The sequence below is a fragment of the Citrobacter sp. U14242 genome, from assembly GCF_046555775.1.
In the GTDB taxonomy this organism is placed as follows: Bacteria; Pseudomonadota; Gammaproteobacteria; order Enterobacterales; family Enterobacteriaceae; genus Citrobacter.
Map to the genome: position 1 here is coordinate 199108 of NZ_JBKGLW010000010.1, position 12823 is coordinate 211930.

Annotated in this window: 14 protein-coding genes; 3 read left to right on the plus strand and 11 right to left on the minus strand. The window is 52.4% G+C overall.

Annotated features, from left to right (window positions below):
* Window positions 1–259: 259 nt before the first annotated feature.
* The 5 genes from nqrC to ACLJXE_RS17940 form a co-directional block, all read right to left on the minus strand.
* A complete protein-coding gene (gene nqrC, locus ACLJXE_RS17920; protein ID WP_410751574.1) occupies window positions 260–1012 on the minus strand; it encodes an NADH:ubiquinone reductase (Na(+)-transporting) subunit C in 753 nt (250 codons plus the stop codon).
* 195 nt (window positions 1013–1207) lie between these two features.
* Window positions 1208–1714, minus strand: a complete 507-nt coding sequence (locus tag ACLJXE_RS17925) for a protein disulfide oxidoreductase (RefSeq protein ID WP_410751575.1) — start codon at window positions 1712–1714, stop codon at window positions 1208–1210.
* Entirely contained in the window at window positions 1704–2327 is a 624-nt protein-coding gene (locus ACLJXE_RS17930) for a DsbA family protein (protein WP_410751576.1), read from the minus strand. Before ACLJXE_RS17930 ends, ACLJXE_RS17925 begins: the two co-directional genes overlap by 11 nt.
* Window positions 2324–4204, minus strand: a complete 1881-nt coding sequence (locus ACLJXE_RS17935) for a protein-disulfide reductase DsbD family protein (protein WP_410751577.1) — start codon at window positions 4202–4204, stop codon at window positions 2324–2326. Before ACLJXE_RS17935 ends, ACLJXE_RS17930 begins: the two co-directional genes overlap by 4 nt.
* Window positions 4205–4252: 48 nt before the next feature.
* Window positions 4253–4615 (minus strand): copper resistance protein, encoded by a 363-nt coding sequence (locus ACLJXE_RS17940; protein ID WP_286628171.1) that lies wholly within the window; start codon window positions 4613–4615, stop codon window positions 4253–4255.
* 415 nt (window positions 4616–5030) lie between these two features.
* On the opposite strand from ACLJXE_RS17940, the gene dsbA reads away from it, so the two are divergent.
* A complete protein-coding gene (gene dsbA, locus ACLJXE_RS17945; RefSeq protein ID WP_286628172.1) occupies window positions 5031–5654 on the plus strand; it encodes a thiol:disulfide interchange protein DsbA in 624 nt (207 codons plus the stop codon).
* A gap of 112 nt (window positions 5655–5766) precedes the next feature.
* Here the strand turns inward: dsbA and ACLJXE_RS17950 are convergent, their stop codons facing one another.
* Complete coding sequence (locus ACLJXE_RS17950) at window positions 5767–6069, minus strand: antibiotic biosynthesis monooxygenase family protein (RefSeq protein ID WP_286628173.1); 303 nt, start codon at window positions 6067–6069, stop codon at window positions 5767–5769.
* A 274-nt stretch (window positions 6070–6343) separates the two neighbouring features.
* Here ACLJXE_RS17950 and cbpA point away from each other — a divergent pair, with 274 nt between their 5' ends.
* Together cbpA and cbpM are read left to right on the plus strand one after the other, a co-directional pair.
* The gene (gene cbpA / locus ACLJXE_RS17955) at window positions 6344–7264 is read left to right on the plus strand and encodes a curved DNA-binding protein (RefSeq protein WP_410751578.1); all 921 of its coding nucleotides are present in this window, start codon (window positions 6344–6346) and stop codon (window positions 7262–7264) included.
* A complete protein-coding gene (gene cbpM / locus ACLJXE_RS17960) occupies window positions 7264–7557 on the plus strand; it encodes a chaperone modulator CbpM (protein ID WP_410751579.1) in 294 nt (97 codons plus the stop codon). Before cbpA ends, cbpM begins: the two co-directional genes overlap by 1 nt.
* A gap of 108 nt (window positions 7558–7665) precedes the next feature.
* Here cbpM and ACLJXE_RS17965 read toward each other — a convergent pair whose 3' ends face one another.
* The 5 genes from ACLJXE_RS17965 to tssF form a co-directional block, all read right to left on the minus strand.
* The gene (locus ACLJXE_RS17965) at window positions 7666–8910 is read right to left on the minus strand and encodes a VasL domain-containing protein (RefSeq protein WP_410751580.1); all 1245 of its coding nucleotides are present in this window, start codon (window positions 8908–8910) and stop codon (window positions 7666–7668) included.
* A gap of 132 nt (window positions 8911–9042) precedes the next feature.
* Complete coding sequence (gene tssE / locus ACLJXE_RS17970) at window positions 9043–9483, minus strand: type VI secretion system baseplate subunit TssE (RefSeq protein ID WP_410751581.1); 441 nt, start codon at window positions 9481–9483, stop codon at window positions 9043–9045.
* Window positions 9483–10028, minus strand: coding sequence for a type VI secretion system lipoprotein TssJ (gene tssJ, locus ACLJXE_RS17975; protein WP_286628178.1), 546 nt, complete (start codon window positions 10026–10028; stop codon window positions 9483–9485). Before tssJ ends, tssE begins: the two co-directional genes overlap by 1 nt.
* Complete coding sequence (gene tssG / locus ACLJXE_RS17980) at window positions 10006–11091, minus strand: type VI secretion system baseplate subunit TssG (RefSeq protein WP_410751582.1); 1086 nt, start codon at window positions 11089–11091, stop codon at window positions 10006–10008. Before tssG ends, tssJ begins: the two co-directional genes overlap by 23 nt.
* Window positions 11055–12809: a type VI secretion system baseplate subunit TssF gene (gene tssF / locus ACLJXE_RS17985; protein ID WP_410751583.1), complete on the minus strand. Its 1755-nt coding sequence runs from the start codon at window positions 12807–12809 to the stop codon at window positions 11055–11057. The genes tssG and tssF overlap by 37 nt, the downstream gene beginning before the upstream one ends.
* Window positions 12810–12823 lie beyond the last annotated feature (14 nt).

A 12823-nucleotide genomic window follows, 5' to 3' on the forward strand; every position in this document is an offset into this window, starting at 1 on the left:
AATGATAATTATTATCATTATCTATTTTTGACTGCGTTGTACATGACCTGGATCATAAAAATGTCAACGGGTGACAAGTTATGTAAATTTATTTCATGAAAATGTGATGGATACGAAGTTGAGGCTGGCAGGATTTATTAATGAAGCCGTTAATTCAGGAGTATTTATACACCGTGCAGAATAGCGTTCCCCCATACTCGCTGACACAAATGAAGCCGACAGCGGGCATGAGGGAAAACGTTATTTAAAACCAAAAATGTCAGGGCATCATTATATCAGGATCACGAGTAATACGCTGTAGAAAACGACCATAACCCTGTTCGCCTGTCCAGTAGTTAATACTTTTCTCTACACCCGTCGATGTCAGAGTCGCACCAGAAATACCATCTACAGTATATTCATCGATATGCTCTGGTTTTTCCTGAATTATTTTCAGTGCCGGCTTCCCGTTATTATCAACCACTTTTTTACCCGGCCATTGTTTACGCCAGTTCTCATCTTCCACTCTAGCTCCCAAAAAAGGAGTTTCCCGCTGCTGGTAGTAATACAGGTTTTTAACTGTACGCCCGTCAAGGTCAAGAGCAAGAAAGGCGTGCATCATAGACTTCGCCCCCTTACCGAAAACAGGAATTATAATTTGTTGAATTTTATTGTTTTTATTTTTCACCAGATAGACATCTGCAATTATGCAGCGCTGGTGGATCCTGGCGGGATCATGCTCCGGAGCGAGCTTCTTACATCCTTGCGTCATGGCATCATCAGCTACCCACTCTCCGGAATCCAGATTGACCTTTCGCGCTAAAATATAACGTTGAAATAAATTATTTATGGTTTTTTCATCCTGTGCATCTGATTTTAGCAAGCCCGCGGCATGCAGAATGGCGGCATTTTTCTCTTCACTGGTCGGTTCGGTGACTTCCCCCTGGAAAACCATAAACCAGGCAATAGCGGCAATAAAAATAAGGACACAAAACACCATCATTGATGCAACAATAACTTTACCCTTGTGCATTCCTCTATAATCCTTGTAAGAAATAAGATATTTAAAACGCCTTCAGGTATGCCATTACCTTTGTAGATTTGCAACTACAGAAGCGATAAAAACTATATAGTCATTACGATATAGCTTTGGGATTAAATATCAGAACAACATGTTTTGATTGCCATTTTATCGTATAAAAAATGCCGGGTTTCCCCGGCATCAGAATCAGACAGTTTTTGCCCACCAGAGGCGTAGCTTCATTCCCCAGTAACTGGTCCAGCCGCTGGTTGTCGATACCACACGACCTTGCGACATCACCACTAGCGTCGGCGTGACGCTAATGTCCCAACTGCGGGAGATGGCCCCGCGGGCATCGTTGATGACAGGAAAGTCTACGCCTTTACGCGCCAGCCAGCGCGCCACCTCCGCCTCATCACCGGAGCGCAGCGCAATGGTCATCACGTTTTCCCCTTCCCGCTGTAATCTGGCGACTTCCGGCGTCGTGAAGCGACAAACACCGCACCAACTGGCCCAGAAATAGAGCAATACGGGCTTGTTTTGACTCAGCGACGCCAGGGTGACGGTTTCGCCATCCAGCGTCTGCAAAGGCGTACTGTCAAAAGATGCGGGGAACTGGGGCGCTCGCCATGCGTCCATCAGCAGCATGCCGCCCACAAGCAGCGCCAGCAAGATGAGTCCTTCGCGCATCCAGCGCCGCAGTTTACTGACCATTTGCGGCCGCCAGTTTTTCTTTGACGACCGCGTCCAGCGTTTCCCACGGTACGGCGCCGGGAATAAGTTCATCGCCGATGATCGTGGCAGGCGTACCCCGCACCCCCACCAGCCGCGCCAGTTGCAGGTTAGTGCTCAGCGTTTCCATACTTTTATCATCCAGCGTGACCGGGGTCGCCGCCGATTTTTCCTGCGCCTGTTTGATGCTGGCGGCAGTATGGTAGCCTCTTTTCTGCATCAGTTTCTCATGCAGCGCCTGGAACTGCTGCGGGTGTTCACGCCAGGTCGTCAGCGCAGTTCGCGCCGACAGCACCGAGCTTTCGCCTTTAAACGGCAGCGGCTTAATCACCACCGCCACATCCGGATATTTCTGCACAATTTTTTCCAGCATCGGATCCAGTTGCTTGCAGTACGGGCAGTTGTAATCGGTAAAATTAATCAGCGTCAGTTTTGCCTGCTTCGCCCCAATGCGTGGGCTGTCAGGATCGTTAAACAAGGCTTCCTGAATTAACGCTTCAATTTGCTTTTCCTGCTCCGGTGTAAATGGCGCAGGTTCTTGCGCCACGCTGACGGCAGAAAACAGGGATAACAGCAGAACAATCATCATTTTCATGGCGTGACTCCTTTGGCATCTACCAGCGTGTTTAACACCACATCACGGGTTAACAGCGTCTGCAACGCCTGACCTTCCGGCAGACCGGGGCCATAAATTTGGTTAAACGGCACAGCAACCTGGCCGCGTTTTTTCAGGAATTCGGCGATCGCTTCAGAGGGCAGTGTCCAGTCCCCCCGCAGGGCCACCACATCGGGTTGCTGCAGTGCCGCCTGGACATCTTCTTTTTGTAGGACATTGTATTTATTAACTTTACAGGTAATACACCAATCAGCCGTTACATCTACAAATACGCGCTTATGCTGTGCCAGTGCATCTTCGATGGCCTGCTCGCTAAGCGGTTGCCAGTTCACACTCTCTTTGGCTGTACTTTGGCTTGTGACCCCCAGATGCGGGAGCAGCAATGTTGCCAGCCAGATAGCCGAGCCAAGCATCATCACGCCGAGAAGACGCCGCAAGATATTCATCCAACGCCCCGGACGCGGCAGACACAGCGCCAGACCCGGACGCAGTGCCACCAGCAACCATGGCAAACTCATCCCCAGCCCAAGCGCCAGAAACAGCCCCCATAGCGTCGGCAACGAGGCGGTCAACGCCACCGCCACTGCCGTCCCCAGGAACGGCGCACTGCACGGTGTGGCAAGCAACGTCGCAAACGCGCCTTGCCAGAAATGCCCGGCCAGGCCATTGCCACCGTGGGTCGCCAATGTGGTGGTCATCGTTGAAGGCAAACGGAATTCAAACAGCCCAAACAGGCTGGCGCTGAAGACCAGCATCACCAGCACCATTACGCCGATAAACCACGGACTCTGGAACTGGATCCCCCAACCAAGCGCCTGATTGGTCAGGCGCAGCACCGTCATCAACAGCGCGAGGGCCATAAAAGAAACCAGGATGCCAGCCACCGATGCCAGAAATTGGCGGCGAACCTGAAGACGGCTTTTCTCCTCAACCAGCAAAATCGAGCCCAGCTTCATGCCCAGCACCGGAAGCACGCAGGGCATTAAGTTAAGGATCAACCCGCCTGACAACGCCATCAGCACCACCTGCCACAGCGGGATCTCTGCATTCTGCACCACTGGAGCATCGCCAATGGCAAGACGACTTTCCTGTGCAACACCGTTATCAGCCAGAACCAGTGTAAGTTGCTTACCACGAAGATTCGGCGCCCCTTCCCCCCAGCTGTCATGAACCGGAACCGTTGCCCATAGCGTTTCGCCCTCTACGCGGATTTTCGGCATACCAAAATCCGCATCATCAACGGTGTCCAGGTACAGGCCTGGCTCAGACCAGCCCCCCGTCCGACTCGCCTTAACCACCAGCTCTCCGGCTCGCGCCCCGGCACTCAGCGAATCGGTCAGGCCGCTGGCCAGCGGTATCTGCCCCATCGCTTGCGCATAGTCATGAGCAAAAGACGGGTCCTGGGCGGATGGGGTCACGGAAAAGGGAAAATCCGTTAACAGGCAGACGTTACTACACGTCGAAAGCGTCAATACGCCGCTCAGCGTAGCCGGTGGCGTCCCGCGCACTACCATCGGGAAGGTGACATTATCGTGATATCCCTGGGTGGTGATACTGGCGACCTCAAAACGCGCGGGTGTCGGCCAGTACCAATCAACAGCAGGCATTTTATCTTTCCAGACAATGGACGGTGCTACACCGCCCTCACCCGGCGATCGCCAGTAGGTTTTCCAGCCATCCTCCAGTTTGACATCCAGCAGCAGTCGGGTTTCACCGTCTGCAGTTGTATCGGCACGTAACCGCACGCTGGCGTGGTCGTTATCGGGTGAACGCAGCCAGCCGATATCAGCCGCCCAGGATACGGGCAGCCATAGCAATAACAGGCAGAGCAGCGCCTGCCTGGAAACAGTCTTCATATTTTTTCTCCGTGAATAATTATCTAACAGTCAGCAACGGCTGCTCTGTCATTCACGGAAGACACAAAATCGGAGATGAACCCTGAGTGTGGGTGGCGAGATAGCTCGCGGTGGGAAAAACGGCAGACGAAAAGCCCGCACCGGCGCCAGTAGCGACAAGAGCAGGCAGAGCACCAGAATGGCACCTTCAAACAGCACCGGCGGCGAAGCCAGCAATGACTTCGCGCTCAGTTCACAAGGGGTAACGGGCGAAGCTTCATCGGTATCGACCTGGGCGCTCACGACAACAGCAGTGGTCGCGGTGCTCATCTGCAACGCGTGCAGACCCGCCATGCGCTGCGCGGTGCATACCATCACCACAACACATGCCAGGCAGAGGAACCACCATCCCATCCGTTGACGTTTTGCCATTATACCCTCACTGATTGACGCGAGTTATCTTAGTCACTGGCGAGGTTTTGGCAACCTTTGCCCTGTAAAGTTATGTCGGCAGAGGTCGGTCAAATCTTATTCCTCCCACAGCACTCTGCCCAGAAATGATGATTAATATTGTTAATCAATTTCACCATTACAAAATAATAGCGCTAATAAAACAAAGCTGGAAATATCACCTGGTTTACTATCTGCCATTCCAAAAACGTCCCAACAGATATTTAACCACTGACGATAAAAATGAATGAGACGTCCGTCAGTGGATATTCCTACGTAAATGAAAGTAAGAGTCAGCACATTTTCGGATGAATATTGTATTATAACTTACCGCAATGAACGTTATGTTCATCATCAAAGAAAGTTGTTTGTTAAATGTTATTTAGAGTATATGGAAATGAAAAAAATCTTACTCCCTCTTCTTGGCTTATTTTTTACTGTGAGCGTTCAGGCAGCAACATTTACCGATGGCAAGGAATATATTTCACTTGAAAAACCAGTTGCGTCAGCGCCCGCTGCGCTTAAGTTTTTTTCATTTTATTGCCCTTCATGCTACCAATACGATGAAGTTCTGGAAGTCACTGATAATGTGAAAAAAGTATTACCAAATGATGTCAACCTCACTGAATATCACGTCGATTTCTTAGGTCCGTTGGGGCCGGAGATGACGCACGCCTGGTCTGTCGCTATGCTGTTAAACGTGGAAAATAAAGTAAAACCTTTACTGTTTGATGCCGTGCAGAAAAAACAAACGGTTAAAACAGCAGATGATATTCGCAATGTATTTATCCGCGCGGGCGTCAGTGCAAGCGACTATGATGCTGCGTGGAACAGCTTTGCCGTAAAATCATTAACGGCAAAGCAACAGGAGTTGGCTAAAGCGATGGACCTGAAAGGTGTACCGGCTATCTTTATCAAGGGTAAATATATGGTTAACCCGAAAGGATTAAAATCAGATAACGTTAATGCTTTTGTCCAGAACTACGTTGACACCGTTCGTTTTCTTTTTTCCAAACCGTGATAAGCCGTTAATATTCCTGACGCGCCATCAGCAGGAGCCAGAGCCTGTTCTGGCTCCTGTTTCTACAGGCGGACATTATTGACGGTTAACTGTCATACACACTGACAGAACCTTATTCAGAGGCGTAATCCTTCAAAACAGTGGCAACACGTATTCTGTAGTATGAAAAAATCAACTGCTTACCCTCCTGTTGTGCGGCCTGATGCCTGACGTTGCATTTCCACCTGAGCACGGCATCTTCATCCTCCCACCATGAAAGTGACAGCATTTTCCCGGGCGTATTAATGCTCTGAAATCGTTCGATAGCAATAAACCCGGGGATCTCGGCCAACAATGGCTTCAGCTCTGAGGCCAGCTGAAGATATCGCTCTCCAGCCTGAGGATGCACATCTGCTTCAAAAATAACGGCGATCATTCAGTATCTCTCCCTTGTTAATTTCAGCCACTCTATTGCCAGATAAAATGAGATGCTTCGCTCAACAACGAAAAGTCTGGTGAAACTGGAAAAGGTGAGTGTGATAGGTAAATAAACAAGCAGGCTCACCGCATTAGCCAGTGAACCTTTTATGACCAGCGCCCCTCTTTTTCATGGTTGGCATTCGTGCCTATCAGGATTACCCTAAACTTAACGGTGATACCTTTTGAGAGGGATTGCCTTCTTCATGTGTTGATTTACACGAGAGAACGCTATGGAATTAAAGGATTATTACGCCATTATGGGCGTGAAGCCGACAGACGATCTCAAGACAATCAAGACCGCCTACCGTCGTCTCGCGCGAAAATACCATCCCGATGTCAGCAAAGAACCCGACGCTGAAGCCCGTTTTAAAGAAGTTGCCGAAGCCTGGGAAGTGCTGAGCGATGAACAGCGACGCGCCGAATACGACCAGCTGTGGCAGCATCGCAACGATCCGCAGTTTAATCGTCAGTTCCAGCAAGGAGAAGGTCAAAGCTACAGCGCTGAAGATTTCGACGATATCTTCTCTTCAATTTTTGGCCAGCATGCACATCAGTCACGGCAACGTCGTGCCAGTCGGGGTCACGATATCGAAATCGAAGTGGCCGTGTTCCTCGAAGAAACGCTGGCTGAGCATAGCCGCACCATCAGTTACAACCTGCCGGTATACAATGCGTTTGGCATGATCGAGCGGGAAATCCCCAAAACCCTCAACGTTAAGATCCCGGCCGGTGTCGGCAATGGGCAGCGCATTCGCCTGAAAGGCCAGGGCACGCCCGGTGAGAACGGCGGCCCGAACGGCGATTTGTGGCTGGTGATTCATATCGCGCCGCATCCGCTGTTTGACATTGTTAATCAGGATCTGGAAGTTGTCGTTCCGCTTGCCCCATGGGAAGCCGCATTGGGTGCGAAAGTGACTGTACCCACACTCAAAGAGAGCATCCTGCTGACGATCCCACCGGGTAGTCAGGCCGGGCAACGATTACGCATCAAGGGCAAAGGACTGGTGAGTAAAAAACAGACCGGCGACCTGTACGCGGTGATCAAAATTGTGATGCCGCCCAAGCCTGACGACAACAGCGCCGCCTTGTGGCAACAGCTGGCGGACGCACAGAAATCCTTTGATCCGCGCAAAGAGTGGGGGAAAGCATAATGGCTAACGTTACCGTCACCTTTACCATTACCGAGTTTTGCCTGCATACCGGCGTTTCTGCCGAGGAGCTAACTGAGATTGTCGGGCTGGGGGTTGTCGAACCCCGTGAGGATAAAACCTTTGATGATCATGCGCTGACCGTCGTGCAACGCGCGTTGCGCCTGCGTCAGGAGCTGGAACTTGACTGGCCGGGGATAGCCGTTGCGTTGACGTTGTTAGAAGAGAATGCACAGCTGCGTCAGGAAAATCGCCTGCTGCGACAGCGCCTGTCTCGCTTTGTCACTCATCCGTAACGCAGTTATACGTTTAATCCTTCGAATAAAGGAAGCGCCCTTGCGGGCGCTTTTATTCATCATGTTGGTGAGTTTTCAGACTGGCTGATTTTGCTCAGCGTGATCGAATTAAAATTGAGCATGTTGTTTTATCAGCATATAGCGATTCATTAGCTGATGCAGATGCATATCGGTTTGTTGTATCAATGCAGCTGACAATGGTGCCCCGGGATGCATCTGATTTAACTGGTTCAGTTGCTCTTCAACAGGGATCGAACGACCAAAATTCTGCGTGATGGCAAAGACCATCGACTTCAGTTCAGAGCCGGTCAGGTATTTCCCCTTCCGCTCGTCCAGTGCGTTCAGACGCTGAGTTAATGCCTGAAGTCCATCCATGCCCTCATGCCAGCCTGAAAGTGATGATACGGGTAAGGCATTACCGTCGATATAGCGCTGCCACTGTGCTTGCAGTTTTTCAGCGTCAGCAGGCTGAGCCGTTGCCGCAAGCGCAAAACCGTAATTTTGCAGCCACAGAGGAGAGAGTTGCGTCAGCGCCTTCAGGGACGTTTCGTCAGCGACAGCCGGGAGTGAATTGATTGTTGGCGGAGACAGCCACAGCCAGCTCCCTACGCCTAAGGCGCCCAGAACCAGCATGGTCAGCATCCCTCCGGCAAAAGGCTTCCATGGTCGACAGCGCCCTGATTCAGGGGATTCCGCAATCACGCGGGGCGCGTCGGGTTCTTCCCGGACAATGTAAATCAAGGGTTCAGACCGAACAGCAGAGACCAGGCCGGATGCGTCAACGGCGGAAGTGGATAAAGTCACGGCGACTGGCACGCTATTTCCCGGCTCCACGTTTTCGAGACGTAGTATCGCATTGTGCATAAATGAGCACAGTTCCCCTATCTGGCTGGCGTTTTTCAACTCCAGGCGCTGCAAAAGCTCACGCACAGCGTTCAGATGCTGTTCCGCCTTATAAATCTGTTGCAGGTCAATATAATTCAGGCTCAGGGTCCGCAATACGGATTGCAGGCGCTGGCTGAATCCGGCGAGGATCTCCATTCTGGCGTGAACCGGTTGTGGCCAGAGTACGCTCCATTGATGCGTTAATAACGCCTCCAGAATAGCGAGTCCATCGTTAAGCCCCACCAGCCCGCTGATTCGTGTGCGCGCCAGCGTGTACCAGCACACCGTTTGCAGTTCAACGCCGTTCTGACGAAACAATGCCAGGCTCAGTTGCTCAACGCGACCCCAGTCAACATCTGGCCGCGCCGGGTGTGAGAGTTTAGCAAGCTCATCACGCAGAGCCGCATAATCCGCCAGCATACGCGGATCGCCGCCGGTTTTAATTTTACGAGAGTGAATGTCATTCATGACCAGATATCCATTTGACAGGACAACACAATAAATCGCGTTATTTTGCTTACGGGAAACAGCCCGGCATGCCGTTTTGCTGTTATTAACTGTTGAGGGGGGAGAACCCGGGAAACGATGTTAAAGCAACGTTTACTCCACATACTGCTGTTGTTTGAGGTGTCTCAACAGTACCCGCCCTTCGGGTTTAAACTCCGTGCCATAGCGTACCAGGCCAATACCTTTGAGTTCAACGTCAATGGCATAACGCAGTTCACCAGGGATGTCCTGTTCCAGCAGCACAACCGCTATTGTTTTCAGGCGTGGTTCATATTTGAGTAATACTGCCGACAGAGTCCCCATCAGCTCATGCGCCGTACCGGGCATCCCTTGCAGGATTTTGGTCATATCCGGAAGGCCGTAGTCTGGCAGATGCGCCAGCGTTCCTGCGCGGCAGTTAAGAACGCGCTGCATGTTGTCCAGTACGGACAGGATGACCTGATTTTCTTCACTGACCTGGTGAAGGTCGAGGCCACCGGAGAAATTACCCGCGAGCATCTCATACAGCGAGGGGGAGTTGTGGGTCTGAGGCATTATTTATCCTTTATCGGTAACAGCGTCAGATGGTTATTCCCGGCCTCAATCACCCGGGCCTTGTCCGGATCGAGTTCTTCACGGTCTATGATCAGCTTCCATGTGTTTTTCACCACATCGGGATGGCGGAACAATCCCACCACGGCAACGTATTTCGCCCCCTCTTCCATCGGCATATCAAGCAGCACATCTGCGCCCGGTTTAACCACCACATCGCGGGTGGCCAAAAGATCGGCCCCGAGAGCCGTTTCACTGTCTTTCAGTAGTTGCTGGTACACGCTCTTGTCGAAGGTTTTATTATCTTTGAGCTGATAAATTCGCACCACAACCGACTCCGAGAGCGAGTTGCTCTCACGTGCATCGGTGTTCAGGGCTTCACGAGCGGTGAAATCCAGGTGTAGTACCTTAATCTTCTTGTAAAAAACGGCGTTGAAGGCCGATTTAGTGCCATCAGTGACGCTCTGCGTCACTCCACAGCCTGCCAGACTGAATGCCAGCAGCGGCAGTAGCCAGCACGTGGTCTTAGTTAAATTTGTACGTAACACATCGGTTTCCTTGTTGTGGTTTCGCAGGCTCCAGCCCGGTGTAATAACCCAGTTCCGTCGTAAAGGTTTGCGGGATATCGTCCAGAAATTCATCGTCGCCCACACCCAATACACCATTCATGCCCAGCCAAAAAGGACCGTCACCAAGTGGTGGCACGGCCAACAAGCGGGTCTGCGTTGTTAGTGTGATTTTTGCTTTGAATCGCCAGCCCAGATACACCCGCAGCATGACCAGAAAATCCTGATACAGCAGGCCATCCGGCTTCCAGCCCAGCGCTTCCTGCTCATTATCCGTGGACAGGGCAATCAGCAACTGGCTGTTGGCATCCATTGCTTCGTCACCCAGTGGCGTATTGCCGTCCAGCAGAAAATCATCATTACCGTAAAATCCCAGCGGCTGATTCACTTCCACTGGCCGAAGGCAGTAGGGGCTGACCTGCACAGTGGTATCCGGTGCCAGCAGGCTAATCAGCGACTGAATCCCCTCCTGGGTTTTACCCGGCTGACGCAGCACGCCGAGTAATGCCAGAAAGCGCGACACCGGAGTGGCAATCTGGTTTGCCGTACCGGGAATACCCAGCCCCACCAGACCCAGCAGCGATTGTGAAATACTGTCGGAACCACCGGGTTCGAAGGCTGCCGGATAGGAGTATTTTCGCCAGATGCGGTAAAACTGGGTCAGGATGCGGTGGCTGAAGATATCCAGGAAACCCTGCAGCGCCTCATGCCCTTCCCGGCGCTGGGTGATGTCATCGAGATAGGCCGTCGGCAACGGGGAATCAACACCATACATCCCCATAAACGTGGTACGAATAACCGGCGGTTTGTTGTCATCGTCTTCATCGTACTCAACCGCCTTCAGCTCACTGACCGGAAAGCCCATACCCGGATGCGGCGCAAAGCGCACCGGGTCGTCACCAGGATGGCTGGTTGAACCCATCAATGGCCTGTCGGGATTCAGTTTTTCCAGCAACTGACACAAGCGGTAAAAGTTAATGCGGTGAAGGTCAGCCTCCAGCCGCGGGGTCAGCCGGGAATGCGGCGGTTGTGTTTCTCTTCCCATTCCAGGCGCTCTCCGGTCGGTTGCAGAATGATAATCAGGCGGTTAAACAGGTAGATGTCGGTGTAGAGCGCAAAGAAGCGGCTCAGCATCTCGCCGAACAGACAGATATCGCCGCGTCCGGCAAAACCATGACTGTCCAGCGTCACCTCAATCTGCACGCCGCGTACCAGGTAGCCCTGCTCAAAGCGCTCGGTTTCGCTGTGCTTCACGTCGATAATGGCTTCCAGACGGCGGCGGTTCATCTCACTATCGGTCCACTCATACAGCGCCAGCGTACCGCGCAGCACATCGGCGTTATCCATCATCGACAGGAATCCGCTGCCGAGGTGGCTCAATACGCGCCAGTGAAAACGGTCCTGCGCGGGTGGATAACAGGGCAGCGTTGGCGCGCAAAGATTGCGTACCGCAATACTGGCCGAGGTGGTTTTCATCACGGTGTCGAGCACGGTGCTCTGCAGTGCACGCCGTGGTAGCTGGCCGTTGGTCCCGGTGAGCGTCAGCGACAGGCTTTCATCTTCCGGGACGGTGTGATTATCAAACGCTTCACCGCCGAGGATAAGCCAGGTGTTATGCAGCCCGGACGGACCACGGCGTACGCGGGTGTGGTAGTAATATTCCGGGGCTTCATGGCGCATCATTCCGCCTTTGTGGCGAAAGCTCGAGAACGGCACGTAAGTATGCTGGCTTGATGACATCACCGAATCCACGGCGTAAATCTCGGTATGGCCATCCTGCACACGCATCGGGCGCAGCATGTACTCTGTCTGCAGTGAATTGAGCGTCAGCGGGTCGGATTCCAGCGGGAACAGATTAATTACCGGCACACAGTTCAGACGCAGATGCTTTTCGCTAAAGCTGAAGTCATGCTCCCAGCGCTGCGCCAGTACCACGTCGATTTCAAACCATGGGATCTCAGTCGGAAAGGCCACGGTCTCCAGCCCACGCAGGCCGGTGAACATGAATTTCTCGCGGAAGGTAAAATACTCCAGCAGCAACTGATAGCCGCTGAAACTGCTGCAGCCCTTTGGCCAGAGGGTATCGTCATCACCAAACCCGAGTGCGGTGAAATGCCCGGCCAGCGGCCTTCTGTCCACATCGCCAGGCATGCGTAGCCATATCCGGGCCACATTCATGGTGAACGCTTCGTGCATGGCGCAGGCCAGTGGCGCATCGGCATTGAGATAGAAAGGAATATGGCTGAGATCGACACGGCTCCAGTCCGCGAGTTCGCTGCAGTTAAAGCGCAAAGTGACAACAGAACGACCATCAGGATCGGTCGACAGACGGGCATGTTCCAGCGACAGCGGCTGAAGGTTGATCTCTTTGGTGGTGGTATACCGGCAACGTGTGCCTTTTTCCCCAATTGGCCGGGAGAGGACTTCGAATCCTTTGACGATACGCATCTGCTCTTTCATTTCACGCCAGTCGGGGCTGAACTCCACCACGGACATCGACGGAATGGTGCGCAGGTAGTGCGGCCACAGCAGGCTGACCAGCCCTTCAGTCAGTTCAGGCAGGTCGTCATCAAGCTTCTCTCGCAGCCGCCCCATCAGGAAGGCAAAGCCTTCAAACAGGCGTTCCACGTACGGGTCACGCGCACCCGCTTTATCAAGATTGAGCATTGCCGCCTGATCAGGATGTGCACGGGCAAATTCTTCGCCGGCTTCCAGCAGGTAGCGCATTTCAGCGTCGTAATAACGCAGGGTTAAATCTTCCATAGTTTGTATAATCT